21 protein-coding genes are annotated in these 26,896 nt (G+C 43.4%); 13 read left to right on the plus strand and 8 right to left on the minus strand.

The window, feature by feature from the left end:
* Window positions 1-19: 19 nt before the first annotated feature.
* On the minus strand, window positions 20-646 hold the full coding sequence (locus tag FOR85_RS07665) for a pseudouridine synthase (RefSeq protein ID WP_144297427.1): 627 nt from the start codon (window positions 644-646) through the stop codon (window positions 20-22).
* Window positions 647-1,128: 482 nt separating this feature from the next.
* Here FOR85_RS07665 and icd point away from each other — a divergent pair, with 482 nt between their 5' ends.
* Window positions 1,129-2,388 carry an NADP-dependent isocitrate dehydrogenase gene (icd, locus tag FOR85_RS07670; RefSeq protein ID WP_144297428.1) on the plus strand — a complete coding sequence of 420 codons (1,260 nt, stop codon included), beginning with the start codon at window positions 1,129-1,131 and terminating at the stop codon, window positions 2,386-2,388.
* 114 nt (window positions 2,389-2,502) lie between these two features.
* Here the strand turns inward: icd and FOR85_RS07675 are convergent, their stop codons facing one another.
* Window positions 2,503-2,883, minus strand: a complete 381-nt coding sequence (locus FOR85_RS07675) for a potassium channel family protein (protein WP_219621713.1) — start codon at window positions 2,881-2,883, stop codon at window positions 2,503-2,505.
* 414 nt (window positions 2,884-3,297) lie between these two features.
* On the minus strand, window positions 3,298-5,520 hold the full coding sequence (locus FOR85_RS07680) for an NADP-dependent isocitrate dehydrogenase (RefSeq protein WP_144297429.1): 2,223 nt from the start codon (window positions 5,518-5,520) through the stop codon (window positions 3,298-3,300).
* 852 nt (window positions 5,521-6,372) lie between these two features.
* Between FOR85_RS07680 and FOR85_RS07685 the strand changes: the two genes are divergently transcribed.
* From FOR85_RS07685 to glyA, 3 genes are all read left to right on the plus strand, one after another.
* On the plus strand, window positions 6,373-7,731 hold the full coding sequence (locus FOR85_RS07685; protein WP_144297449.1) for a GNAT family N-acetyltransferase: 1,359 nt from the start codon (window positions 6,373-6,375) through the stop codon (window positions 7,729-7,731).
* A 71-nt stretch (window positions 7,732-7,802) separates the two neighbouring features.
* Window positions 7,803-8,303, plus strand: a complete 501-nt coding sequence (locus FOR85_RS07690; RefSeq protein WP_144297430.1) for a chorismate lyase — start codon at window positions 7,803-7,805, stop codon at window positions 8,301-8,303.
* A gap of 310 nt (window positions 8,304-8,613) precedes the next feature.
* Window positions 8,614-9,870 carry a serine hydroxymethyltransferase gene (gene glyA, locus FOR85_RS07695; protein WP_144297431.1) on the plus strand — a complete coding sequence of 419 codons (1,257 nt, stop codon included), beginning with the start codon at window positions 8,614-8,616 and terminating at the stop codon, window positions 9,868-9,870.
* A 158-nt stretch (window positions 9,871-10,028) separates the two neighbouring features.
* Here glyA and FOR85_RS07700 read toward each other — a convergent pair whose 3' ends face one another.
* The 5 genes from FOR85_RS07700 to FOR85_RS07720 all read right to left on the minus strand — a co-directional run bounded on the left by FOR85_RS07700 (window position 10,029) and on the right by FOR85_RS07720 (window position 16,050).
* Window positions 10,029-11,846 (minus strand): NACHT domain-containing NTPase, encoded by a 1,818-nt coding sequence (locus tag FOR85_RS07700; RefSeq protein WP_144297432.1) that lies wholly within the window; start codon window positions 11,844-11,846, stop codon window positions 10,029-10,031.
* 234 nt (window positions 11,847-12,080) lie between these two features.
* Window positions 12,081-13,352: a sodium/glutamate symporter gene (gene gltS / locus FOR85_RS07705; protein ID WP_068406019.1), complete on the minus strand. Its 1,272-nt coding sequence runs from the start codon at window positions 13,350-13,352 to the stop codon at window positions 12,081-12,083.
* Window positions 13,353-13,436: 84 nt separating this feature from the next.
* Window positions 13,437-13,814, minus strand: a complete 378-nt coding sequence (locus FOR85_RS07710) for a barstar family protein (protein WP_144297433.1) — start codon at window positions 13,812-13,814, stop codon at window positions 13,437-13,439.
* A gap of 1 nt (window position 13,815) precedes the next feature.
* Window positions 13,816-14,589 (minus strand): ribonuclease domain-containing protein, encoded by a 774-nt coding sequence (locus FOR85_RS07715; RefSeq protein WP_144297434.1) that lies wholly within the window; start codon window positions 14,587-14,589, stop codon window positions 13,816-13,818.
* 159 nt (window positions 14,590-14,748) lie between these two features.
* Window positions 14,749-16,050, minus strand: a complete 1,302-nt coding sequence (locus FOR85_RS07720) for a glutamate-5-semialdehyde dehydrogenase (RefSeq protein WP_144297435.1) — start codon at window positions 16,048-16,050, stop codon at window positions 14,749-14,751.
* A 431-nt stretch (window positions 16,051-16,481) separates the two neighbouring features.
* Here FOR85_RS07720 and FOR85_RS07725 point away from each other — a divergent pair, with 431 nt between their 5' ends.
* From FOR85_RS07725 to FOR85_RS07765, 9 genes are all read left to right on the plus strand, one after another.
* Entirely contained in the window at window positions 16,482-16,796 is a 315-nt protein-coding gene (locus FOR85_RS07725) for a hypothetical protein (RefSeq protein ID WP_144297436.1), read from the plus strand.
* Window positions 16,797-17,150: 354 nt separating this feature from the next.
* Complete coding sequence (locus tag FOR85_RS07730) at window positions 17,151-17,948, plus strand: ABC transporter ATP-binding protein (protein ID WP_144297437.1); 798 nt, start codon at window positions 17,151-17,153, stop codon at window positions 17,946-17,948.
* Window positions 17,949-18,254: 306 nt separating this feature from the next.
* A complete protein-coding gene (locus tag FOR85_RS07735) occupies window positions 18,255-19,055 on the plus strand; it encodes a transporter substrate-binding domain-containing protein (protein ID WP_190295524.1) in 801 nt (266 codons plus the stop codon).
* A gap of 137 nt (window positions 19,056-19,192) precedes the next feature.
* Entirely contained in the window at window positions 19,193-20,131 is a 939-nt protein-coding gene (locus FOR85_RS07740; RefSeq protein ID WP_144297438.1) for a transporter substrate-binding domain-containing protein, read from the plus strand.
* 140 nt (window positions 20,132-20,271) lie between these two features.
* The gene (locus tag FOR85_RS07745; RefSeq protein ID WP_144297439.1) at window positions 20,272-21,231 is read left to right on the plus strand and encodes an ABC transporter substrate-binding protein; all 960 of its coding nucleotides are present in this window, start codon (window positions 20,272-20,274) and stop codon (window positions 21,229-21,231) included.
* Between the two features lie 603 nt (window positions 21,232-21,834).
* Entirely contained in the window at window positions 21,835-22,581 is a 747-nt protein-coding gene (locus FOR85_RS07750; protein WP_068405995.1) for an ABC transporter permease, read from the plus strand.
* Window positions 22,582-22,593: 12 nt separating this feature from the next.
* Entirely contained in the window at window positions 22,594-23,319 is a 726-nt protein-coding gene (locus FOR85_RS07755; protein WP_144297440.1) for an ABC transporter permease, read from the plus strand.
* Window positions 23,320-23,499: 180 nt separating this feature from the next.
* Window positions 23,500-24,129 carry a fumarylacetoacetate hydrolase family protein gene (locus FOR85_RS07760; protein WP_373681949.1) on the plus strand — a complete coding sequence of 210 codons (630 nt, stop codon included), beginning with the start codon at window positions 23,500-23,502 and terminating at the stop codon, window positions 24,127-24,129.
* 280 nt (window positions 24,130-24,409) lie between these two features.
* Window positions 24,410-26,611, plus strand: a complete 2,202-nt coding sequence (locus FOR85_RS07765) for a PhoX family phosphatase (protein WP_144297442.1) — start codon at window positions 24,410-24,412, stop codon at window positions 26,609-26,611.
* Window positions 26,612-26,896: the final 285 nt, after the last annotated feature.

The raw sequence follows: 26,896 nt of genomic DNA on the forward strand, positions 1-26,896 counted from the left end.
TTTAATTTGCCACGCTAATCTAATCGACAATTCCTAACTGCCGACAGCGCTCACTATTTAGGTAAATACGCACAAACTCACCAACACCAAGCGAACCAAGCTCAAATCCTGCCACCGACCAACGAATCAGACGCAAGCAAGGCAGTCCAACATGGGCGGTCATGCGTCTTACTTGGCGATTTTTGCCCTCATAAATAGTTAGCATTAGCCATGACGTTGGCACGTTTTTACGCTCGCGAATGGGCGGATTTCGTTGCCATAAGTCAATCGGCAAATCACCTTCCTCAACCAGTCGTGCAACTGCTGGCAAGGTTTTGCCATCTTTTAAATGTACTCCCGCCGCCAATTGCTCTAGTTGAGCCGCGCTTACCAAACCTTCGACTTGTACCAAATAAGTCTTCCCTTGTTTTTGCTTGTTTTGAGCGAAGTTCTTGGCTGACGGCGGCTGGGTAATGGCTTTATTTACTCGTCCGTCACTGGTCAAAATCAATAAGCCTTCTGAGGTGGCATCAAGTCGACCAGCAACGCGCAGCGATTTGTCAGTAAAATACTGCGATAGAGTGGTGTGATCATTATTGCTGTCATCACGAAATTGACTTTGGACGCCGTAAGGTTTGTTGAATAAAATTAGGCTAGAGGTCGACATAAAATGGCATTTCCCAAAAATAAATTGATTGCTACAACATGGTTAACAAATGGCGTGCACGGCAGTCTAAAATGTTTTTACGCAAAAGTAAAAAGCGGACTGTTGCTAAAAAATAACTCAGATAAGCAAACGTAACAATAACAATAAACGAGATATTAAATAACCCTGCTCATGTTGTGGTATTTATAATATTGATTGGCAAAACTGACGTATGCAAAAGAAAAATTATCAGTCATGTTTTTATGTTAGTACACTATTGAAGGTAAATGATGATATTTTTATATCATTCATCTGGTAGAAATCATGAAAATGATTATCTAACATACTTTTAAACCTATTGGCGTATCGGCATTTTACGTAAATTATTAATACGTAACTCGCTAGCATAATGCCATTTTAAAGCCAAAATATTTTAGCCAGCATAACAGAACGCCAAGGAAACTGGCGCAACCAATATATAAGTATAAAAGGAGTTTGACCCCATGCCCTATGATAAAGTTATCGTCCCAAGAGACGGCGCAAAAATAACCGTCAACGCTGATTTGTCCCTAAATGTCCCTAATCATCCGATTATTCCCTTTATCGAAGGCGATGGCATCGGCGTTGATATCACGCCGGTGATGATTAAGGTCGTCGATGCCGCCGTAGCAAAAGCCTATAAAGGCAAAAAATCGATCGTTTGGATGGAAGTTTATTGCGGCGAAAAAGCTTCTAAGATTTACGACGGCGAATACATGCCGACCGAAACGCTGGAGATTTTGCGCGAGTATGTCATAAGTATTAAAGGGCCTCTCACCACGCCAGTTGGCGGCGGTATGCGCTCATTAAACGTTGCATTACGGCAAGAGCTTGACCTGTACGTCTGTCAGCGTCCCGTACGCTGGTTTGAGGGTGTGCCAAGTCCTGTGCATAGCCCAGAGCTGACCGATATGGTGATTTTCCGCGAAAACTCAGAAGATATTTATGCCGGTATCGAGTGGAAAGCGGGCAGTGATGACGCCAAAAAAGTTATTAAATTCCTAAAGGAAGAGATGGGCGTGACCAAAATCCGTTTCTCAGATGACTGCGGTATCGGCATCAAGCCTGTATCAAAAGAAGGCTCGCAGCGTTTGGTACGTAAAGCTATCCAGCATGCAATCGATAATGACTTACCGAGCGTCACTCTCGTGCACAAAGGTAATATCATGAAGTTTACCGAAGGCGCGTTTAAAGAATGGGGCTATGAGCTTGCCGCTGAACGTTTTGGTGCTGAATTACTCGATGGCGGGCCTTGGATGACGATGAAAAACCCAAAAACCGGTAATGACATTATCATTAAAGACGTCATCGCTGATGCTTTTTTGCAGCAAATCCTGATGCGCCCTGCTGAGTACTCAGTCGTTGCAACCTTGAACTTAAACGGTGATTATATCTCTGATGCGCTTGCTGCTGAAGTGGGCGGTATCGGTATCGCGCCGGGTGCCAATAAAGGCGGCTCAATCGCTGTTTATGAAGCTACCCACGGCACAGCGCCTAAATATGCTGGTCAAGATAAGGTCAATCCAGGTTCGTTGATTCTATCGGCAGAGATGATGTTGCGCGATATGGGTTGGATAGAAGCAGCCGACCTTGTTATCGCAGGTATCAAAGGCGCGATTAAAAATAAAACCGTCACTTATGACTTTGAGCGTTTGATGCCAGATGCTATTTTGCTCAGTAGCTCGGAGTTTGGCAAAGCCATTATTAAGCATATGGATGTGTAAGGGCTTTATAGCATGTGATTTTATAATTTATAGCGTAAACAATAAACCATCTATATTTTTATAGATGGTTTTTTTTGTGCTTATGGGTTTTTATACTGATTATTGAATTTCAATTTAACTGTCATTTTTACCACGACTTTTACCGCTACCATTCGCTGTCCATTTGACCACCGATAAGCTGGTTGAAGCCATTAAACCGAGCACTAAGTAGCCAATCAACGCCTGTAAACTTGCAAAAACCCGAGTCATGCCTTGTGGCCGAAAATCACCATAGCCTGTTGAAGTGAAAGTGACGACAGCATAGTAGCAGCACGCCCAAAAATCTTGCGAAATGGGATTGCCATCGAGCGTGGTGTCGACGATGCCGACTTCGTAATAAAGTGCCGAAAAGGTAAGCAAAAATAAAAAGACATTAAGCGTTGTCATCGCAAGCTCTTTCCATAAATTGCCATCATCGCCATAGATGCGCTGCAAGGTGCTAAAAAGCGACCACATAAAAATCCCGCAAAACAAGAAGGCAAGGCCGATAGTAAATATATCGCGCCACCTATTGTCCGGTAAAAAATGCGTCAGTAAATACCATATACTGCCAGTGAGGATATAAATAAAAAGAGTTCCTCTGGCGGTTGTTATTTTTTCTAGTATCATAAGATTTCATCCATACGCTCAGTATTATGCTTAGTCTTAGGCCCAGTAAATGCTCAAAAATAATTTTAACATTGAGCGTCATCTAACCATAGCAGTAGGGCGCTTCATATAAAACATTGGTATAGGTGTTTGCTTTGAACGTTTTAAGCAGCACAGAACCTATAAAAACGCCCCAATAGCCTAGGACTATTGGGGCGTTTGTTTTAAACTGACTTTAATAAGACTTGTTCAGCCAGCTTGGTTCTATTTACAACCAAGTATTTATGACAATGAAGCAATAGCTTCGTTGAATAACGGACTTGGGCGCATGGCTTTTTCAGCCAATGCTTCATCAGCTAAGTAGTAGCCTTTTAGATCCATCGATTTGCCTTGAACTTCATTCAGCTGCTCAACGATAGCGGCTTCATTTTCTTCAAGTTTTTGGGCCAGCGGCGCAAACTGTGCTTTTAGCTCGCTATTTTCATCTTGAGCAGCCAGTTCTTCTGCCCAATATTTTGCCAGATAGAAATGACTACCACGGTTATCAAGCTCGCCAGTTTTACGTGATGGCGATTTGTCATTTAACAGTAGTGTTTCAGTGGCTCTATCAAGGGCGTCTGCCAATACTTTCGCTTTGGCATTGTCATCATTTTTCGCCAAATGCTCTAAAGATTCGGTCAAGGCTAGGAACTCACCGAGAGAATCCCAACGTAGATGGTTTTCTTCGATCAGCTGCTGTACGTGCTTCGGTGCTGAACCGCCTGCGCCAGTCTCGAACAAACCGCCGCCTTTCATTAGTGGCACAACTGACAGCATTTTCGCACTGGTGCCCAATTCTAAAATCGGGAACAAGTCAGTCAGATAATCACGCAAAATATTACCAGTGGCAGAAATCGTATCTAAACCACGGGCAACGCGCTCTAGGGTGTAACGCATGGCGCGAACTTGTGACATGATTTCGATATGCAGACCGTTGGTGTCATGATCTTTTAAGTACATTTGTACTTTTTTAATCAGCTCGTTTTCATGCGGACGGTAAGGGTCAAGCCAGAAAATAACCGGCGTATTTGATTCGCGCGCACGGCGTACTGCAAGCTTAACCCAATCTTGGATTGGTTCATCTTTAACCTGACACATGCGCCAGATGTCGCCTTTTTCAACACGTTGCTCAAGTAAGACTTCGCCTGAATCGATGTCGACAATACGTGCGATACCGTTATCGCTAGATTCAAAGGTTTTGTCGTGCGAGCCGTATTCTTCCGCTTTTTGCGCCATCAAACCAACGTTTGGTACTGTACCCATGGTGGTTGGGTCAAAGTTACCATGCCATTTACAGAAATTAATCATTTCTTGGTAAATACGCGCAAAGGTCGATTCAGGCATGACCGCTTTACAGTCATATAATTTACCATCAGCGCCCCACATTTTACCGCCGTTACGAATCATCGCCGGCATAGATGCATCAACAATCACGTCACTTGGAGAATGGAAGTTGGTAATGCCTTTTGAAGAATCAACCATCGCTAGACGCGGACGATGTACTTGGCAGGCATGGAGATCGCGCTCAATCTCTTCACGTAAGCTGGCTGGCAATTCGGTGATTTTTTCGTACAAGCTTGCCATACCGTTATTGACGTTGATACCTAGCTCATCAAATAACGCGCCATGTTTTTGGAAAGCGTCTTTATAATAAATACGCACCGCGTGACCGAAGACGATAGGGTGTGATACCTTCATCATCGTGGCTTTTACATGTAATGAGAATAAAATACCGGCTTCGCGGCAATCTTCCATTTCACGCTCATAGAACTCAAGCAGCGCTTTTTTGCTCATAAACATCAAGTCGATGACTTCTTTATCAAGTAAGGCAATCTTTGGTTTTAATACCTTGGTCGTACCGTCTTCGAGCAACAGCTCCATACGCACGGTACGCGCTTTATCCAAGGTCATCGACTGCTCGCCGTCATAAAAGTCGCCGCTGTGCATGTGCGAAACGTGTGTCTGTGACCACTGTTTCCATTCGCCCATCGAGTGCGGATGTTTACGCGCGTAGTTTTTGACTGCTTTTGGCGCGCGGCGGTCTGAGTTACCTTCACGTAATACAGGGTTGACCGAGCTGCCTAAGCTTTTGCCATAACGGCGACGGATTTCTTCTTCCTCTGCGTTTTTTGGCTCGTCTGGAAAATCAGGAATCGCGTAGCCTTTAGCTTGTAGCTCTTTGATAGCCGCTTTTAGCTGCTGTACAGAAGCACTGATATTTGGTAGTTTAATGATATTGGCGTTTGGATCTTGAGTCAATTTGCCAAGCGCTTCTAAGTTATTTGGAACGCGCTGCTCTTCGGTTAAGTAGTCTGGAAATTCAGCCAACACACGCGCCGCGACCGAGATATCACTGGTTTCAACATCGACGCCTGCTGTCTGGGCAAATGCTTTTACAATCGGCAAAAATGATAAGGTGGCAAGCGCTGGGGCTTCGTCAGTTTTTGTATAAATAATTTTTGACATGTTAGTAGATTATTCCTTGTTGTCATTAATGAGGTTAATAAGGCTGCGGTATCATTTAATAGCTTTATACAGCCCTTATACCATAATGGTCTACGGGGTTGGTTCGAGGTTCAAATACATCAGTCGTCTTTTATCGCCATTCTTGAGCGAGTATGACGGCGAGAAAAGTTTCGTCGCCAGCCATTTATGTTTATTCGTCTTTATAAAGCAGGCGCTCGATCAAGCACTAGCTTTATTAAAGAGTGATTATAAAACATTATAAAAGGTCACACTCAAAAGACCGTAGTTAAAAAGTTATGCAAACCAGCGACTCAATACTCAGGATTTACAATGATCTGAGCGCGAATGGCTGACGCTATATTATAGTTGATCCACTATAAATCTGATATGATGTCAATGTTGTATATTGAACTAAGTATACTATTTTCGCTCATACCCTATGTATCTGAATTATATTAAGCTAATAATAGCCTTATTCTACCAGTCCTCGCCCTCAATATCATCTTTTGCGTGTAATTAGCGCGCTTTTAGTGCCATTTTTACTTTTGTAAGCTTGTTTTTGAAATGATCGGCTTATCGACGTTGAAATAGTCTACATACTTCAAATTATCTGTTTTTAACACACTAACGCTAGCAAAACCCAATCCTGCGCTCCATCAATAAAAGACTTAGTAATCTGTCCGTAGGGCATTTTTATGCGCCTTTGTTTATAACCCTTCTTCATAAAAGTATTTTAGCGCTAGATAAGTTCTGGTTTTTTGCAAATTGTGACAGCAAACGCGCTGATATTTGCTAGGCTAAACGATAAAACCAATGAGCTTAAGAAAAAATTCTAAAAATAGTGTGGTGATGATGAATTTACAATATGCGTTACTCAGTGATAATAGCTGGCAGGATATGGCGCGTTGGCAAACGCCAGATACGCCTTTTATGACATTTGAGTTTTGGCAAGCACTTAGTGATACAGGCGCAATTGGTGAGCAAGCAGGTTGGTTGCCGATTTATGTCTTAATCCATCGGCCAAATGAGACAGATGGCGTTATTGATAATAATGCGAATGATGATAAAAGTAATGCTGCGCAGCCAGCGCTTACCTCAGAACCAATAGGGCCGCCTGTTGCGGTTATGCCTGTTTTTATTAAAGGGCATCATCAAGGCGAGTTCGTTTTTGACCATGCGTGGGCACAAGCTTATGCGCAGTATGGTCTTGATTATTATCCGCGTTTGGTGACTAGCGCGCCTTATACACCCGTGACTGGCCAACGTCTGTGGCTAGCAGAAGGTGAGGCGCTAAATGCGGATATTTTAAAGACAGCTATCGCAGGCGTTGATGATATCGCGCAGCAAGTAGAGGCCTCTAGCTGGCATGGTTTGTTTGTGACGTCTGAGATGGTAGCTATTGCTAACGCGTCAATGCCGACTGATACCGATATAGAAATGGCGCTTAATAATCAAAAAAATAGCGGTACAGTAGAACCGATTGAGCTACCGATACTTGAGCGGCAGGGCTGCCAGTTTTTATGGCAAAATAAAAATGTCAGTCAAAACAATAAACAATTTGCCGACTTCGAGGCATTTTTGGCAACCTTTAGAGCCAAAAAACGCAAAACCGTGCGTGCTGAGCGGCGTAAAGTCACCGAGCAAGGTATTGTATGCCAGCGCAAATGCGGTGATGCTATCACTGAAGAAGATTGGAAAACGTTTTATCATTGTTATGTGATGACATACGCGGTACGAGGGCAAGAGCCTTATTTAACATTAGATTTTTTCAAGAAATTAGCTGCTAGCATGCCTGAGCATTTGATGCTGGCACAAGCACTTGATGCCAATGGTGAAATTATCGCTAGCAGTTTGTTCTTTTATGATAAACCCAATAGCCAAAACGCCACGCTTTATGGTCGTTATTGGGGCGCGCTTGCTGAGTATGATAGCCTGCACTTTGAGCTGTGCTATTATCAAGGTATCGAGTTTGCGATTGAGCAAGGTTTGACGTATTTTGATCCCGGCACCCAAGGTGAGCACAAATTAGTCCGAGGTTTTGTTCCGACCAAAACTCACTCGTTGCACCGTATTTACGATGGGCGTTTTGTCCCAGCGATTAGTAATTTTTGCCTAAAAGACCGCATGCATATGGCGCAATATCGCAAGCAAGCCTTTGCAGCATTGCCTTTTAATATTGATAATATGCCGACGTTTGATAGTACTGATTAATCCTCGATCATTTTTTTGCTAATCTTTGCCCAATGACTTCCTACCTAATACTTTTCTATCAGCTGTAAACTATGACTCCTCATTTTTCTCATTCTGCTCCATCATCCGCTCCCACTGAGCTAGTAGATTTTCTCAATACCGAAGGGTCGCTGACGGCCATGCTCGAAGTAAAAGCAGGGCAGCCGTTACGCGTCGAGCGCAGTTTTGAAGGCTATCGGTTATTATCCTTAGCACAAAAAAAGCAATTGGGTTTGCAAGGCGCGGCGTTAAACCGTCCGTTATTGGCGTGGGTACGCGAGTCGCAGCTATATGGCGATAATGAGCAGCCATGGGTACAAGCCCAAAGCGTTTTCCCGCTAGTAAGTTTGAAGGGGCGCGCTCGCCGTTTACAGCAGCTAAAAAGTACGCCGATTGGCTATGTGTTGTTTAAGCGCCGCCGTACTTTACCCAATCAACGTTCTATCGAAAAGACGGCAGACGGCTGGCAACGGCAGACGCTATATGATTGGTATGGACGTAAAATCCTGATTAGTGAGACTTTTTTAGCAGCGTTTTTGTCCAAGAGTGATTAAATAATTACAATAAAGACTGATATACAAAATCAGTAAGTCATTTATTTTATTGCGCATTTATTTCTCTAATAACGCCATTTAAATCTCTCAGCTTTCCGTGAGGTTTTTTTGCGCTCATCGCACAAAGTTTCATGCTACACTTAAGCCATAGCGATGATGTCGATGCCCTTCTGCGCACCGATTTTATTGCTGATTTGGACAAGTTTTTAACAGGCCAATTGCCTGTGCTTGCCAATTTTATCTCCTTTTATTACTCGCCTCTTTTCAATGAGCATCACCATTAACGATAGCCACTACCTAGGACATCACTATGTTTAAAGATATTTCTATCAAAGAGTTTGATCCAGTACTTGCTGAAGCCATGGCCGCTGAAAGCGTTCGTCAAGAAAACCACATCGAGCTTATCGCTTCAGAAAACTACTGCTCACAAGCAGTGATGGAAGCACAAGGCACTGACCTGACCAATAAATACGCTGAAGGCTATCCTGGTAAGCGTTATTATGGTGGTTGTGAGCACGTCGATGTGGTTGAGCAATTGGCCATTGATCGTGCAAAAGAATTGTTTGGCGCAGAATACGTCAACGTTCAGCCGCATTCTGGTAGCCAAGCAAACTCGGCTGTTTTCTTAGCATTATTAGACGCCAATGACACCGTGCTTGGCATGAGCTTAGACGCTGGTGGTCACTTGACGCACGGTGCGCATATCAACTTCTCAGGTCTAAACTACAACGCCGTACAGTATGGTTTGGTTGAAGAAACTGGTCTGATCGATTATGACGAAGTTGAGCGTTTGGCAAAAGAGCACAAGCCTAAGATGATTATTGCTGGTTTCTCAGCCTATTCGCAAGTGGTCGATTGGCAGCGTTTCCGTGATATCGCTGATGAAGTTGGCGCGTACCTTTTAGTAGATATGGCACACGTTGCTGGTTTGGTCGCAGGTGGTGTTTATCCAAACCCAGTACCATTTGCCGATGTGGTCACGACTACCACGCACAAAACCTTGCGTGGCCCACGTTCAGGTATGATTTTAGCACGTGATGAAGAATTGGCGAAAAAGCTAAATTCTGCTGTCTTCCCAGGCAATCAAGGCGGCCCGCTCATGCACGTCATCGCGGCAAAAGCGGTTTGCTTTAAAGAAGCCTTAGAAGATAATTTCAAAACCTATCAGCAGCAAGTGGTCAAAAACGCCAAAGCAATGGCAAAAGTGATTCAAGACCGCGGCTATGAAATCATCTCTGGCGGTACTGAAAATCACTTGATGCTTATCAGCCTAGTCAGGCAAGAAATGACGGGTAAAGAAGCCGATAAATGGCTTGGTGATGCGCACATTACCGTGAATAAAAACGCCGTACCAAACGATCCAAAATCGCCATTTGTTACTTCAGGTATCCGTATCGGTACGCCAGCGATTACCACGCGCGGCTTTAACGAAGCACAAGCTGGCGACTTGGCTGGTTGGATTTGTGACGTGCTAGATAGCCGCGGTGATGAAAAAGTTGCTGCTGAAGTACGCGGCAAAGTGGAAGCGATCTGTAAAGAGCTACCAGTTTACGAAAAGAACCAGTAGTTTTTAAATGCTTAACTTTAACAGTTAGGTATAAAAACCGCTTAGCTTTGCTAGGCGGTTTTTTTGTGGTTCGTGTTGAGTATACACTTAGTGATAAAGGTGTTTAACGTAAAAATAGCTAGACCAGTTTCTTTCATCATTAACAGAATTTTATAAAGCTAATCAAAGATCATAGAATCAATAGTATTTTCGGAAGTATTTCTTCTAGCTAAAACTAAATCCTTAATGTGATTAATTAACTCAAAGCATATTTTTCCATATCGGTCACCGCTCATACGACAAACTAATTCTTTTTCAGTTGTATTTAAATTATCTATATCTATGTAATGACCACTTCTGTTAGTTAGCACTAATTCAAAGAAATCAATTTCTTCATAGCTATAATCATTTGAATGATATTGGTCGTTTAATTCTTGGTGGAAGTCTTGAATCTCATATTTTTCTACTAAGAAGTATATAAAACTAGTGTTTTGGGTGAAATTATATCCAAGATTTAAACTATTGTCTTCACTACTACCTAGCGTATTCATATCAATAGTTTGTATGCTTTCAAAAAACACAGCAAGTAACCTGATTCTTTCATCAACAGTTTCAAATTTCGAAGGAACTGCATCAAGAATTTTATTTATTCTTGGTAATATCCAAATATTTTCTAGTACTTCTCTGTTCATGTTAAACATCATACTAATAACGTTGTCAGAACGATATCGCTCTCCTACCTTATTCATAACTTGTTCTTTTACATTTCTATTAGTGAGATGATACGCTGTAAAATATTCTTGAAAAGACCTATGGGTGAAGCAGTAGCCTAAACCATCTCGCATCAATAGAGGTACATTATTAAGGAGCTCTGCCTTTAAATTTTCATACTTAACATCGTGACTAAAATAATTTAGACTCTTAGTTAATAGAGAATTTAAATCCTCTCCAGATATTTCAAAATTCTGTTTATGATATGTAGCAAGGCAAAATAGCGAAAAAACATTTCTCAACTCATACATATCTAAATTGGTTAAACTTTTCCTGTGAAAGTTTTCCTTCGTTACATCATGTTTATTAAATAGAGCTTGATAAGCTAAATCGTAAAATATATGTACTTTATCAGGGATATCACCGAACTGTTCATAGGTAACTAACATAATAGTTAGCAATAATGGATTACTAGAAAATCCTTCATGCTTTATAAATAAGCCAGAGTTGAGAGCTTGTGTAAATCTCTCTTTAATACTTTCATCATATTTCAGATTTCTTATAACTTCTGTAGCTTGAGATAGGTTTAAAGGCTCTATATAAGCGACATTATATAGAGACCAATCTGTAAATCCGTTATACTCAGGACGTGAAGAAGTAAGAATTATTAGGTTAGGGTGTCTATCGGCTAAAGCATTGATTTCTTTTAAATAATCATCTTTCAAGTCATAGTTAACCTCGTCAAAACCATCCAAGAAAACTATAGTGCCATCTCTATCCAATAAATAATCTAGGTTTTCCTCGTTAAATTTTTTGTTATAGGTGGCTATATCACTTCTGAGCGTCTCAAATATACTTTTGCTAGTTTCGTTGACTTTTCTTAATTCTAAAAATAAAGGAAGTAGCTTTTGCTCATTTCTAATGACGTTAATAAACATACTCTTTAAAAAACAAGACTTACCAGAACCTGCTGTCGCACTTACAACCATTTTTTTTGAATTAAGTAACACGTCAAAAAAATCTTCTTGCGTAAATATTTCGTCCTTCCATCTGATATTTTGTGCAACATAAATCTCATCGAGCTCAACAACTTGGGATGAAAAGAACGCCATCTTGACCTTAGAAAGATTAACCAATTTTGCGTACAGATAATCCTTCAAAGCGAAGTTGTACTTAGTAGCAAATTTTTGATAGTCCTTTCCAATAAGGTTGCCTAGATAACGTCCACTTTCTTTCAAGATTTCATGTAAGTCTTTCACGTTTGAAGTTGGCGCTTGAAGTTCCATAACTATCCTAAAATTTTTTAGTAAATTTTTCTGAACCAATAAGTCTCTAATCTAATCGTTCTTTCCTTCTTTGCTAAGTTAATCAGCTTACCTTTACTCATGATACTCTCGCAGATTACGTCATAATTGAGTTGAGTTTAACTAAGCCTTTATACAAAAGCTAATGAAAAAGCTGGACTACGATTACGAAGCCCAGCTTTATTAGTTTGAGTCTAACGACATTGCATCAATAGCTTAAAACGGTAACTTGGTAAATATCTGCAAGATAGTTGCGTTAACGATATCGACAAAGAAGGCACCAACCATTGGTACAATCAAAAACGCTTTCGGTGATGGCAAGTAGCGATCGGTCACTGCCTGCATATTGGCAATCGCCGTCGGCGTGGCGCCCATACCAAAACCTGAGTGTCCAGCTGCCAAAACAGCGGCATCATAGTCTTTACCCATGATTCTAAAGGTAACAAAATAAGCATAACCAATCATGACTAAAGTCTGCACGACTAAGATAATCAATACAGGGCCTGCCAAATCTGTCAACTCCCATAGTTTTAGCGATAGCAGCGCCATGGCTAAGAATAGACTTAATGACGCATTACCAATCACATCGATAGCACGGTCGAACATATCAAAATTAAACACCATGGTTAAGGCATTACGAATGATAACGCCGCCCGCTAATGCCCAAACGAAGGTAGGCAGCTCAAACGCGGTATCTGCTGCAACCAGCGTCATGATATCTGCAAACGCCAACGCCCCTGCAAACAAAGCCAATGACTCAATCGTAGAAGAGGCGGTAATTAGGCGGATATTATCAGGTTTTTCAAACATCTCTTCATGGCGATGATCGCCATCTTCGCTATGTTTGGTACTATATAACGATTGCTTGCCAGCAAGCTTTTCAACGTCGCTTTGATTGGGATTAACAGGGGTCGGTTTTAGTCCCATTTTATTGATCAATCGGCGTGCAACAGGACCACCAACCAGACCACCTGCAACCAAACCATAGGTAGCAACGGCAATGCCAAGGGTAGTAGCACCCACCACATTGTACTGTTCTTCTAATACAACGCCCCACGCGCCTGCGGTACCATGGCCGCCTGTTAGAGCGATAGAGCCAGTCACCAAGCCGAGCAGCGGATCAAGTCCCAATACGCTGGCCATCGCCACCCCAACCACGTCTTGTAAAATAATAAAGACCGAGACGACGATAGTGAAAATTAATAAAGGCGTACCACCTGCTTTCAGCCGTCCAAAGTCGGCGCTAAGTCCGATAGAGGCAAAGAACATCAGCATGGTTGCTGTTTGTAGGCCTTGGTGAAAGTTAAAGCTATAACCCCAAATCAAATTAAGGGCATAAACAATTACAGCAGCAATCAAGCCACCAGCCACGGGTTCTGGGATATTAAAGTCTTCCAAAAACTTAATTTTCTTCACCAAAAAGCGCCCTAATAACAGCACCAATGTGGCAAAAATCAGGGTGTAATATCCATTTAATGTTACTTCCATAAGTTCATCCTTTCTCTAAATATGAATTCACCTAAATTCGGGATAAAACTGGCTTTATCTCGAATTTAGGTTCTGCTCGTTTTGCTATGCGTAGGCATCATCTGACGCCTCAATAATCCATAATTGCGGTTTGCCAAAATCTTTATAAGCGTCTTCGATCAGGCGCTTAAAGGCATTAAAGTCCTCGCTGTTAATTTTCTCTATCCCATTTAAGTAAAGTGTGAGGTGAGTAATATCACTATCGGTTAAACAGTCCCAAGCGCTGTCCCAATTATGGGCAAAATAGTCGGGAAAATTGGCTACTTTCGCTAAGCTATTTAGTAGTGTTTCTTTATCCAAGACATCGCCAATGGGAATGTTAATCGCATGCTTAGGAATGCGATGAATAAGCGCTTCGTTTTTTTGGGCAATGGCGTTTTGGTTAACGTCATTTTTTTTAATATAATAAATCGCTTGGCTCATATCATCTCACCTGCAATTGTCGGAAGCTATCATAATGGTCGACGGTCAAATAATAGACGGTTGGCGGATGACCGCCGGTGACAATACGCCGTGCGCCGCGATGCGAAACGCCGGGCGTCGGCACGGTATATTCGCGATAATAGCCTTGCGACTGGGCAGGCAATTTGCCTTCGCGATTATAAAAGGTGGTGCCATCTTTATTCGGATAAGGAAACGGGCCACCTTGCTGAATCAGCGCCAGTGTTTGGTCAATTTGCGCGTCACCCGTGATAGCTGCTGTGGCTGCTGTATCAGGGCTAGAGGTTTTAGGAGCTGTCTGCGTTATAGACGTTGCTGGCGTGCTGTCTGCAAAAAAACTAGACGTCAAATCGCCAAAGAAGTAGACCGCCACGGCAAACAGGGCGATAAAACTTAGTAGAGTAGATAAGCCAGTTTTTTTATGTGGCTTGCTTTGGTTATGTTTTGACTGGTTTTTTCGATGATAGCTAGCGTTATTTGTATGCGTATTTTTTGCGTGTTGTTTGGTTGAATTTGCTAGCGGTGTTTTTGAGTCTGCCGTTTCTAAAATACTTAATTCGTTAGCGGTGATTTCGGTTGCGCGTAATTGGTTTTTATCATTACGCTGACTGTTAAAATAGACACGTTGACCCTCGCTTATCGGCCGCGATAAGCGCACGCTGCTGATATGAAAGAAGACATCTTCATCTTGATTGTCTACATCAATAAAGCCATAGCCTTTGTCAGCATTCCAGTGTTTAACTTTGCCACTTCGCATGGGCACGGCTTCCTATAGCGTGGTTTTTATTCAGCAAAATAATTTTTATATGCCATATATAGCATATTTATCAATAATAAAAAAACGCCAGCAATTAAGCTGACGTTATTTAAGATTATACTCGAATTAGGCAATAAATTATAGTGCAGCAATGATGCCCTAGGCGCGTGTTTCGCCGTGACCGTAAACAATCCATTTTTGCGAGGTTAAACCCTCAAGCCCAACCGGTCCACGGGCATGGATTTTATCAGTTGAGATACCGATTTCCGCCCCAAGTCCGTACTCAAAGCCATCGGCAAAACGGCTCGAGGCGTTAATCATCACGCTTGCCGAATCGACTTCGCGGATAAAGCGCTGTGACTTGGTGTAATTGTCGGTAATGATGACGTCGGTATGGTGGCTGCCGTGAGTGTTGATATGTTCAATCGCTTCATCGATACCCGTTACCACCTTGACTGCCAAGATAGGCGCAAGATATTCGGTGTCCCAGTCCTCGCTGGTGGCTGCCGATAAATGACCTTGCAGGGTAACATTGTCATTTAAAATCGCCTGTGACTTCTCATCGAGGCGCAGTTGCATGGCGTCATCGGCTGTTACGATGGCTTCAGCAATCTTTGGCAATAACTCATCGGCGACATTTTTATCGACCAACAGCGTCTCCATGGTATTACAAGTACCGTAGCGGTGAGTTTTGGCATTGACGCTGACTTTAATCGCCGTGTCTGCATCGGCATCGCTATCGATAAAGGTATGACAATTACCATCTAAATGCTTAATCACAGGGACGCGGGCATCGCGGCTGATACGTTCAATCAAACCTTTACCGCCGCGTGGTACGATCACATCGACATAGTCCGTCATGGTAATCAGCTCGCCAACAGCAGCGCGGTCAGTGGTTTCTAACACTTGTGCGCTATGCTCAGAAAGACCGACCTTTTTTAAACCCTGTAAAATGCATTTGGCAATCGCTTGATTGGACTCAAAGGCTTCAGAACCACCGCGCAAGATAATAGCGTTACCAGATTTTAGCGCCAGCGAAGCCGCTTCCAAGGTAACGTTGGGACGCGACTCATAAATCATCCCGACTACCCCGAGTGGCACACGCATTTTGCCTAAATGAATACCTGATGGACGATAAGTCATGTCGGTCACTTCACCGATAGGGTCAGGCAATGCCGCCACGTCTTTTAAACCTTGTAGCATACCATCGAAGCGTGCATCGTTTAGCTCTAGACGATCGAGTAAGGCAGCGTCCAAGTCGTTTTTTTGCCCCTTATCCATATCGATTTTATTGGCCGCTAAAATATCAGCTTTGGCGCTTTTTAACGCATCATAGATTGACATCAGCGCCGAATTCTTATCACCAGTATTAGCCGCAGCTAACGCTCGTGATGCCGCATGCGCTTGCTTGCCGACCGTCTGCATATAAGCAGTTACATCTGTGGTATTCGATTGCGTCATAAATTAACGTCCTTTTATCATCAATAATCTAAAAAAATATCGTTTAGCGCTCTAATGGCGCTCTGCTATTTAACATAGAGGAGATGAGGACGATAGTAAAGTCGATTTTGTGAACAACGACCGTTTAGCAAGCACTGCGGAGTTTTCTTATATTGTATTTTAAGGTTTTAACTTTTTATAGCGTCTATAAGCAATGGGAGATAAAAAAGTATGCTGTCAGTTACGTATTTTTAACAGAACTGCGCTGCAACTGCTAAGGTAGTCGTGGTCAATCGTGAGTATAGTGGGCGCTAAGACGGTCAATTCACACGCTATCTCATACGTTATCAATGAAAGACATAGCAATTGGCTGATGCAATAAAGTGATGAATTTTATAAAGAGATGAATTTTATAAAGATTAATAAACTAAAGACTCATTATGGAGAAAAAAATGGCTATTAAAAATAAAGCCTATAAAAACTGGCTCACAGTAGGCTTGGTAGCAGCAGCATTAAGCGTCAGCGCCTGCGGCAAAAAAGAAGAAGCGCCAATGGATGTTGAACCAACTGCGGACGCGCAGACGCCAGTAGAAAATAACGCTACTGGCGTGGCAACGGCAAACAGCACGGATGATGTCGCGGTTGCAAGTGCCGATGCTAATAATGGTATGGCCGTTAGCGAAAATGATGATGTCGCGGTAGCAACAGCTGATGATGCAGAAGTCCTGGATGGTACTGAAAGCGAAGAGCACATTTCGACTTACTAGTTAAGCTTGTTAAATGCCGCTTGCAAGCGTCGACTGACTATTTAGCAGATAAAACAGCGCTAGCGGCGTTAAGATGATAAAATAAGGCCCATAACTGACTATGCGTTATGGGCCTTATTTTGTCGTTGATTCCTTTTAAAAAGAATACCGCGCTACTTAGTTAGAATTATCTAAGCCGAGCGCCGTTTTGAGTATTTTTTTATCGGCAATGAATTATCCTGTCAAACTCTAATGATTTTTAATGACCTTTACTAACTGAAGGGGCAGGGTTTGCCTTTTTATCGCATTATAGGCGACAATGGCGCATTTTTTTATTCATGTTTTCACTCATATTTATTGGAAGTCTGCTAAACCATGCTTGATACTGCAAAGAATCCGACTCGGCCTATCGCCTTAGATTTACAAGACGTCCATAAAAGCTACGGCTCGTTGGCGGTGCTAAAAGGGGTGTCTCTAACTGCTTATGATGGCGACGTTATCTCTATTTTAGGCTCGTCTGGCTCCGGTAAGTCAACCTTGCTGCGCTGTATTAACTTGCTCGAAAAACCCAATCAGGGGCGTATCATCATCGGCAATGATGAGCTGATGCTAAAACCTGCCAAATCAGGCGAATTACAAGCGGCAGATATCAAGCAATTAGAGAGCTTACGCGCGCGCGTGGGCTTTGTGTTTCAAAACTTTAACTTGTGGCCACACAAAACCATTTTGCAAAATATCATCGAAGGACCAACGCAGGTCTTAAAAATCAAAAAAAACCAAGCGATTAGCGATGCAGAAAAACTGCTCGATAAAGTGGGTCTGCTCGATAAAAAAGACGCTTATCCGGCGAATTTATCGGGCGGTCAACGTCAGCGGGTAGCGATAGCACGTGCCCTTGCCATGCAGCCACAGGTGTTATTGTTCGATGAGCCAACCTCGGCCCTTGACCCTGAGCTGGTCAATGAAGTGCTCGCGGTCATGCGTGAGCTTGCCGCCGAAGGACGTACGATGCTGATTGTTACCCACGAGATGCGCTTTGCCCGTGAGGTATCAAGCAAAGTGGTGTTCTTGCATCAAGGTATCATCGAAGAGATTGGTACACCTGAGCAAGTTTTCGACCATCCAGAATCTGAGCGCGTTAAAGACTTTATGGCATCGCATCGTCAAAACTAGAAGCGAATGTTTTACAGGTGTTTGGTTGAATGTCAAAAAACCTAAAACGCTTGTGATACAAAAGTTGCCCTCAGTAATTTTCTTGGCCTAAATTTTCTTAGTCTTTTTATTACCGAATAATCACAGTTGGTATGCAAAACGTTTGTTTTTGATATTTGAGTCAGGTATTATCAAAGGGTTTATAGGCAGTCGCAACTGGCGTCTGCCTATGTCTTTATGTTCATTGGCTTGCTTATCTGGCAGGGACGTCAGAGAACAAAATATCAGAACCCTATATCAAAAACCTCATCAGAATTTAAGGAATGTATGATGTCGAATTCTCGCCTATTGTGGTCATCGATGACCGTCACCGCCGCGCTTATGCTTGGCGCTTGTAGTCAGTCTGCTAATGACGCCACTGATAGCAGCGCTGATGCCTCTGCTACAGAAACGGCGGGCAAGACCATTCGTATCGCCACTGAGGGCGCATACCCTCCCTTTAACTATACCAATGCCGATGGCAGCTTGGCAGGATTCGATATCGACGTCGCCAATGCCTTATGTGCGCAAATGCAAGCCAAATGTGAAATCGTTGCTCAAGATTGGGACGGTATCATTCCAGGTCTATTGGCGCAAAAATACGACGCCGTCATCGCTGGTATGTCAATCACTGAAGAGCGTCAAGAAAAGGTTGATTTTAGCGAGCCGTATTTCGCCAATACCATGGTTTGGCTTACCGATACCAAAGGTGGCTTTGACCCCAAATCCATTAAAAACCTAACCCTTGGTGGCCAGCGTTCAACGACACCTGGCGCGTATTTACAAGATAATTATGAAGGTAAAGACGGCAACACCGTCAAGCTTTATGATAATTATGACAATGCCTACTTAGACCTAAAATCTGGTCGTAGCGATGCGGTACTTGCTGAAAAAGTCTCTGCCAAATCATGGTTAGCGGACAATCCAGAAGGTTTTGGTATCGTGGGTGATGAGATTGATAACGACGATAATATTGCCATTGCTGTCCGTAAAGATGACTCAATCAAAGACGACTTTAATAAAGCGCTGAGTGAAATCCGTAGCAACGGTGAGCTTGCCCGTCTTGAGCAAGAAAACTTCGGTCAGTAATTTGCTTGATGCGCTTTGCGAGAAGTCTTTAACTGATAGCTATTAGTCAACAGACGGTTTCAATAAGCGCCGATTAATCAATGTCTGAACCATTGCGGATGAATAACGGCTGGTAAATATATTAAGGAATAACCTCTATGATCACTTCAATGACCTCATCAATCAGCAAAAAAGCGCTATGGGTTGCGCCCCTTAGTGCAGCGATGCTGATGCTTGCTGCTTGTAACAACAGCTCAACGCCTACAGAAAATACGGACGCCGCTGCTACAAGCGACGCACCGTTACATATAAAAATCGCCACAGAATCAAGCTATAAGCCTTTTAGCTATACCGACGCCGATGGCAAATTAATTGGCTACGAGATTGAGCTGGTAGACGCCTTATGTGCGCAAATGAAAGCTGAATGTGAAGTTATCTCGCAAGATTGGGACGGCCTCATTCCAGGGCTAAATGCGCAGAAATTTGATGCGGCCATCGCTGGCATGTCAATCACCCCTGAGCGTAAAGAAGTCGTAGAATTCAGCGACCCGTACTTTCATACTGGCATTATCCTCATTGGTAAAAAAGGCGATGATATTACCGTCGATGGCCTAAAAGGTCAGCCAGTTGCCTCACAGCGCTCGACGGTTGCGTCACAATATATACAAGAAAAACATGCCGACTCTGACATCAAGCTTTATGACACTCAAGACAACGCTTATCTAGACCTAACCTCAGGTCGCGTGCGCGCCATGATGTCTGATAAAGTCACTGGTATCGACTGGTTAAAAACCGAAGCCGGTAAAGACTACGAAGTCAAAGGTCAAGAAATCAGCACCAGCGATGATGCGATGGGTATTGCCTTCCGTAAAGGCGATCCATTGGTTGCCAAGTTTAATAAAGCACTGGCTGAACTAAAAGACAACGGTACTTATGATCAAATCACTGGTAGCTATTTTGGCACCAGCTCAACGGCGGCGGCGCAACAAGCAGTAGCGACTGAGGGTGTCAAAGAAGTAGTCGTGGTTGATGATGGTAATGTCGATGCCAATGCAGTAATTGCTAAAGAAGAGCAAACGGAAGCGGCGACTAATTAATAGAGTTGTCTCTCATAATCTATTAGATAAGCGCTGATTTTAATAAAGCACGTTTTAATTAAAGCGTGCTTTATGCCATTTATAAAAGTTTGTTCCGTAATAATTTTAAACAAAAACAAGTAACAACATCAAGGATGATTATGAGCAACCATCTTCTCCCAGCCAGCATATTTAGTACGTCTGCTACTTCTTCATCCACCAGTAAGCCTTTCTTAAAGGCAAAGCCGATGCTAGCCCTAACGGCATTATTGGCGTTGGCGGGTTGCAGTAATGGTCAAAATGAGACTAACGAAAGCGCAAGCTCGGATACGACTAAAACGTCAGAAGCGGCTGATAATAATGGCGCGGCGAGCGACGATGATAATGTACTACGTATCGGCACCGAAGGCGCTTATGCCCCTTTTAATTACACCAATGCCGATGGCACGCTTGGCGGCTTCGATGTTGAAATCGCCAATGCTATTTGTGACGAATTGCAGATGACCTGTGAAATCATAGCGCAAGATTGGGACGGTATTATTCCGGGACTTAAAGCCGGTAAATATGATGCCATCGTCGCGGCGATGTCGGTCACGCCAGAGCGTGCAAAGCAAGTGGCTTTTACTGACCCGTATTTTAGCAATGCCTTGGTGTTTTTAGCCAAAAAAGACAGCAACTTTGATCCTGCCGATAGCAGCGATATCGATGCCCATTCTATTGCTGCCCAGCGCTCGACCATCTCTTCGCAGTGGTTAGAAAATGCCTATCCAAAAGCTGATATGAAGCTTTATGATACCTTGAGTAATGCCTTTTTGGATTTGGGTTCTGGTCGCGTTGATGCCATGATATCGGACAAATTGCCCGCACTTGAATGGCTTGGCTCAGCATCAGGCAGCAATTATGCAATCAAAGGCGATGAGATAGATATCAATGATAATTTTGCAATTGCCGTACGTCCTAATGACGAAGCTTTGCAAGCCAAAATCAATAAATCTTTGGCCAATCTAAAATCCAATGGTACGTACGATAAAATCAATCAAAAATATTTTGCCGTACCAGCAAAGGCGGCAACCACTGAGACAGTATCAACCGAACCAACGGTAGAAAATGCAGCGCAATAAGCGCTTATTATCATTATTATATTAATCACGGTTTTCCCTATTTAGCGGTAAACGTGAAGTCATAAAAGCAAAAAGACATTACCATCAGGGTGATGTCTTTTTTGCTTTAATAATAGGGTTACTTTACAACCAATACAGGGCGAGTAGGATAAATTTTTCGAAGCCTCTGGAGTGCAAAGCGCACAGCAAGCAAGAAAAATTTATCCTACTCGCATCTGGTTATTATTCTATCGATTTTGTTTAAAAATGATTATCATGATTCCTTACTCAAAGAATCACCACAATTTTATGTATTATGAAGGGTCAACTTTTATCAGATATCACTGATTTATAGGCTATTTATCCTGATAAGTATCTATTTAGGCAGCGCTTTTATGCGTGAGTATTAACATAGCTGGCAGCGAATATGATAAAATCAGCGCTCATTTCTACTGTGTCAATTTCCGCCGCCAAAATCGTATGTATCTGACGTCACTCTATGACGCAAAAAACCGCCATCTATGCGGTTGGCCATACGACTATGCGCAGCGCTCAGCTATTGATGCTGATTCTTTTAACTCATATTTTGCAACTTGCTAATATAAAGAGACTGAGTGGATAATTGTGTTTGATTTACAAGGATTTGGCGCGCTATTACTAAGCGGCGCTACCGTCACTATAAAGCTGGCGCTGACCAGTTTGGTCATCGGTATGGCGTTAGGCTTGCTTGGCGCGACCGCCAAGATGTCCAATGTCTGGCTGCTGCGTAAGCTTGCGACGGTCTATACTGCCACGATGCGCGGCATCCCTGAGCTGTTATTGGTGCTGTTTATTTATTACGGCGGCTCAATCTTGCTCATGAGCATCCTCAAAAAGTTCGGCTATAACGACTATATCGAGATTAGCGCGTTTTGGGGCGGGGTCATGGCGTTATCGATTGCCTTTGGTGCTTACGCGACCGAAATTTTTCGTATGTCCATTCAAGAGATTCCGGTAGGGCAAAGAGAAGCGGCGCAAGCGATTGGCATGCGACCTTTTCAGACTTTTTATCGTATCACTTTGCCGCAAGTCTGGCAGATTGCACTGCCAGGTCTCGGCAATTTGTTTTTGGTATTGCTCAAAGATACCGCCTTGGTGTCAGTCGTCGGTCTAAAAGATATCATGTATCAGTCCTCGCGCGCGGCGCAGTCGACACAGCAGCCGTTTACCTTTTATATGGCAGCGGCGATTATTTATTTGGGTCTGACCATGTTGATTACCGGTTTTATGATGTGGCTTGAGTGGCGTGCCAATCCGGCGGCGCGTTATGCTAAAAAGCTCAGCCGTCAAACCCACCATCAAACCACTCAAAGTCAATCGACCATAGGGTAGAGGAGAGATACTATGGATTGGAATTGGCAGGTCATTTTTGACCATATCCCTGATTTAATGGGTGGCGCGGTATTGACCGTCCAGCTCGTTGTATTCTCGGGTATTATTGGGTTGTTTTTTGGTTTGATTTTGGCATTATTGCGCCTGTCCAAAAATTGGCTGGTGCAAGTTTTACCATTTTTATATATCTACTTTTTCCGTGGCACGCCGCTACTGGTACAAATATTTTTGATTTATTACGGGCTTGGGCAGTTCGAAGCGGTACGTAACTCGTTCTTATGGGAGCCGGTACTTAGCCAAGCTTATTGGTGTGCCATCATCGCCTTTACCCTTAATACCAGCGCCTATTTGGCAGAGATTATTCGCGGTGCAATCCAAAATATTCCTGTGGGCGAGCTTGAAGCCGCCGATGCCATTGGCATGTCAAAATGGCAGAAGCTGACGCGTATTACCTTACCGCGCGCTTTTGGCATTGTGATTCCTGCTTACAGTAATGAAGTTATCTTTATGCTAAAGGGAAGTGCGCTGGCATCCACCATTGCTTTGATGGATATTACCGGCGTTGCTCGTACGATTAGTGCGCGCACTTATACCTTGATGGAATTGTTCTTTGCGGCCGGTGTCGTTTATCTGCTGCTGTCGTGGGTGATTTTATTTAGCTTTAGATTGTTTGAAAAACGTATGAATCGTCACGCCAGCTATGTGCCGCCAGACGTGGTTACCAATACCATTCCTTAAAAGTAGGCACAGCAAAATAAAAAAGCTATAGTGGTCATAAATGTCAAAAACATGCCGTAAGGAAACTGTATGAGCTCATCGCCCCATATGTCCATCGCCAACGCTATTATTGGTAATGTGAAAGATACTGCTGGCACCACTGATACCAATAGTGATACCAGCATTGATAATAGCGAACGTCTGCGTACTTCTATCGGTAAAATCGTCTGCGTCGGGCGCAACTATGCGGCGCATGCAGAGGAGTTGGGCAATGAAGTGCCTAGCGCGCCGATGCTATTTATGAAGCCTGCCTCTTCGGTGGTATCTCTCCATCAGTGCGTTGAGCGCCCAAACCCTGCCATCTTTGGCGAAACCCACTATGAAGCTGAGCTTTGTATTCAGCTGGCAACAGACTTATCAAAAGCCACGCTTGAAGAGGCGAAGCAAGCTATTGGTGGCGTGACATTAGGGCTTGATTTGACCTTGCGTGAGCTACAAACTGAGCTGAAAGAAAAAGGTCATCCTTGGGAGCGCGCTAAGTGCTTTGATGGCGCTTGTGTGCTTGCTGACTGGCTCGATGCAAATGCCTTTGGTGACTTCAAAAACGTCCATTACCAGCTGAATATTAATAACGAACTTAAGCAAGACGGCGATAGTGCCTTGATGCTATTTCCCGTTTATGAGTTATTGGTCAATATCAGTCACGCTTTTAGTTTGCAAGCGGGCGACGTCATTATGACCGGGACGCCAAGCGGCGTTGGCGCTTTACATGCGGGTGATGTATTGACTTTAAAACTAGGCGCTCATCAGTGGCAGACAGAGGTTAAATAAGTTTTTATCGCAGCTGTCACCTATTAATCTGTAAAGGCATTAATGCTTAACGCTATCAAAAAATCCCAAGTGAACGCTTGGGATTTTTTTGGTTTATCAGTGGTGATAGTCATTTATCCTAAGCTTATCATTAAATAACTATCAAATCGGCATTTGGTTTTCAACGTACTGTCATAAACACTCAGTAGAATTAGGCATAATTCGTATTTTGGTGATTGCAATTACAAGACTGCAATCCACTCTCTCATGCCAATCAAGCCTAACAGCAAGGTGACTGATAATGACATTATTGAATAACAAACAACCGCTTGCCCATGAAGTCGTTGAAGATTCTAATCCGAGCAACAATATTGATTTTCAAACCATTATTAGTCGCCGTTTAAATCGGCGTAGTATCCTAAAAGGTGGCACAGGATTGACGGCGGCGGCGTTTTTTGGAGCGCTACCTTTAGTTGGCTGTAGCGACGATGACGATAGTATTCCTACCAAAAATAATGGCAATGATGCTGCTATCCCTGCACAAGGTGATCTCAAGCGTCCCGAAACTTTGAAGTTTACCGCAGTGGCGCATTCGACTGCCGAAACCATGAGCGTGGCGGTAGGCTATAAGGCTGAGATGATACTACCTCTAGGCACGCCGCTGATATCTGGCATTGATGATTGGAAAGACAATCGCGAGCAGTCAGCTGAATCATTCGAATGGCGTATGGGTGATAACCATGATGGCATGTGGTTCTTTGGCAAAAAGGGCACTGCCTATGATGCCAAAGCATCAGAGAATGGACTACTGGTCATGAATCATGAATACGTCAATAGCAGCGAGCTGAGCCCATTTGGTTACCATGTGATCCAAGATAAAAATGCTGCGCCAATCTTCCAAAATCGTCGACTTGCAAGCGACGTACGTCGTGAGGTCAATTGTCATGGGGTAGCGGTGGTCGAGATGAAACGCCGCGCCGATGGCATGGGCTACGAGATGGTCTCCAATTCAAAATACAATCGCCGTATCACCAGCAGTACAACCACGCAATTAGCAGGTCCTGTTGCGGGCTCTGATTTGGTCAAGACCAAGTTTGACCCAACAGGCTTTCAAACTCGCGGTATCAATAACAATTGCGGCGCAGGCTTATCGCCATGGGGCACCTATCTGACCACCGAAGAGAATTTTTTAGGGGTGTTTGCCCGTGGGCAAGATGCCAGTCAGCTGAGCGCAGGACAAAATTATGGTCGCGAGCGCTATGGCGCAACGGAAAATTTCTCTGGCTTTGAATATCTTTGGCACACCCCTGATGCCAAAGATGCCAAGATCGTAGACGAGTTTTCACGCTGGGATATGACTGCTACTAGTGCTAGCGCTACTGACGATTATCGAAATGGTTTTAATACCTTTGGTTATATCACCGAAATTGATCCTTTTGATCAAAACTCCATGCCCCAAAAGCGCACGGCACTGGGACGTTTTGCTCATGAAAACTGTGCTTATGCTCCCGTTGAACAAGGCAAACCGGTGGTGTTTTATATGGGCGATGATGCTCGCGGTGAATATATTTATAAATTCGTCTCTAAAGCCACATGGTCAAATGCTGATATCGGTGGTGGATTAAAAGCGGGTGACAAGTATTTGAATGAGGGCATGCTCTATGTTGCTATCTTTAATGAAAATGGTCGCGGTGAATGGAAAGCGTTGATTCATGGTCAAAATGGACTGGATGCTTTGAACAGCGAGTTGCCTTTTCATGGACAAGATGAGGTATTGGTCTTTGCTCGCGCGGCAGCAGATGCAGTCGGTGCAACCAAAATGGATCGACCAGAATGGGTATCGGTCAGCCCGATAACGGGTGAAGTGTATGTGACTTTGACCAATAATAAATATCGTGGTGTACGAGATGATCAGCCAGTGTCGGCGTCCAATCCGCGCAGCTATAATACTGGCGGCAAAGCGCGTGGCAATGACAACGGCCATATCATTCGCTGGGCAGAAGCGGGCGGTGATCATGCGGCAACCAGTTTTGACTGGGACATTTATTTATTTGCTGCACCGAATGATTTAGTAGCAGAAAATTTATCGCAATTAAATGACAGTAATGATTTTTCTTCTCCCGATGGCTTATACTTCGATCCACGCGGCGTTTTATGGATTCAAACAGACGACGGCGCTTATACCGATACCAGCAGCTGTATGTTACTGGCAGCGCTACCGGGTAATGTAAGCGATGGCGCCATTCAAACCACGTCAGTAGGGCAACAAACCCGAGTCGGTATGCCTGCCAGCAATGATAACATCAAACGATTTTTTGTCGGTCCGGAGGGCTGTGAAGTCACAGGTATCACGATGACGCCAGACTTTAAAACCTTGTTTATTAATATTCAGCATCCGGGTAATACATGGGGAGCAGTGGCTGGCGGTAGTACCCCGCGCTCAGCGACAGTTATGATTACACGCGAAGATGGTGACGTCATACTGGCAGAATCCTTTGTCTAGTTAACCATTTGCATTAGTAATGATACGTCTGAACAAACATAAAAATCCTAAGTCATGGCTTTAGGATTTTTGTGTTGTAGGCGATAGCTACTAATGGGTAAGTTTCGATATTTTATAGTTCCCTGTTTTTTTAACCACTTAGATTAACAAATGAAGTGCAATACCAAATGTGAGGTGAAAAAAAGACCTAGATGCGCTAGCATCAAAGTTTTTATCCACCGACCAAAGTGAGATTGCAACCATGAACTATACACATCTAAGCCTAGGGGAACGATACCAGATTTA

The sequence above is a fragment of the Psychrobacter sp. YGAH215 genome, from assembly GCF_007280595.1.
GTDB classification, from domain to species: Bacteria; Pseudomonadota; Gammaproteobacteria; order Pseudomonadales; family Moraxellaceae; genus Psychrobacter; species Psychrobacter faecalis.

Excerpts from the sequence above, each read along its gene's own strand:
- FOR85_RS07680 (WP_144297429.1), bottom strand. The coding sequence starts at position 5,520 with ATGTCAAAAATTATTTATACAAAAACTGACGAAGCCCCAGCGCTTGCC.
- FOR85_RS07735 (WP_190295524.1), top strand. The coding sequence starts at position 18,255 with ATGATGTCGAATTCTCGCCTATTGTGGTCATCGATGACCGTCACCGCC.
- FOR85_RS07720 (WP_144297435.1), bottom strand. The coding sequence starts at position 16,050 with ATGACGCAATCGAATACCACAGATGTAACTGCTTATATGCAGACGGTC.
- FOR85_RS07730 (WP_144297437.1), top strand. The coding sequence starts at position 17,151 with ATGCTTGATACTGCAAAGAATCCGACTCGGCCTATCGCCTTAGATTTA.
- FOR85_RS07685 (WP_144297449.1), top strand. The coding sequence starts at position 6,373 with ATGAATTTACAATATGCGTTACTCAGTGATAATAGCTGGCAGGATATG.
- FOR85_RS07740 (WP_144297438.1), top strand. The coding sequence starts at position 19,193 with ATGATCACTTCAATGACCTCATCAATCAGCAAAAAAGCGCTATGGGTT.
- FOR85_RS07665 (WP_144297427.1), bottom strand. The coding sequence starts at position 646 with ATGTCGACCTCTAGCCTAATTTTATTCAACAAACCTTACGGCGTCCAA.
- icd (WP_144297428.1), top strand. The coding sequence starts at position 1,129 with ATGCCCTATGATAAAGTTATCGTCCCAAGAGACGGCGCAAAAATAACC.
- FOR85_RS07765 (WP_144297442.1), top strand. The coding sequence starts at position 24,410 with ATGACATTATTGAATAACAAACAACCGCTTGCCCATGAAGTCGTTGAA.
- FOR85_RS07725 (WP_144297436.1), top strand. The coding sequence starts at position 16,482 with ATGGCTATTAAAAATAAAGCCTATAAAAACTGGCTCACAGTAGGCTTG.
- gltS (WP_068406019.1), bottom strand. The coding sequence starts at position 13,352 with ATGGAAGTAACATTAAATGGATATTACACCCTGATTTTTGCCACATTG.
- FOR85_RS07715 (WP_144297434.1), bottom strand. The coding sequence starts at position 14,589 with ATGCGAAGTGGCAAAGTTAAACACTGGAATGCTGACAAAGGCTATGGC.
- FOR85_RS07700 (WP_144297432.1), bottom strand. The coding sequence starts at position 11,846 with ATGGAACTTCAAGCGCCAACTTCAAACGTGAAAGACTTACATGAAATC.
- FOR85_RS07745 (WP_144297439.1), top strand. The coding sequence starts at position 20,272 with ATGAGCAACCATCTTCTCCCAGCCAGCATATTTAGTACGTCTGCTACT.
- FOR85_RS07710 (WP_144297433.1), bottom strand. The coding sequence starts at position 13,814 with ATGAGCCAAGCGATTTATTATATTAAAAAAAATGACGTTAACCAAAAC.
- FOR85_RS07675 (WP_219621713.1), bottom strand. The coding sequence starts at position 2,883 with ATGTGGTCGCTTTTTAGCACCTTGCAGCGCATCTATGGCGATGATGGC.
- glyA (WP_144297431.1), top strand. The coding sequence starts at position 8,614 with ATGTTTAAAGATATTTCTATCAAAGAGTTTGATCCAGTACTTGCTGAA.
- FOR85_RS07755 (WP_144297440.1), top strand. The coding sequence starts at position 22,594 with ATGGATTGGAATTGGCAGGTCATTTTTGACCATATCCCTGATTTAATG.
- FOR85_RS07690 (WP_144297430.1), top strand. The coding sequence starts at position 7,803 with ATGACTCCTCATTTTTCTCATTCTGCTCCATCATCCGCTCCCACTGAG.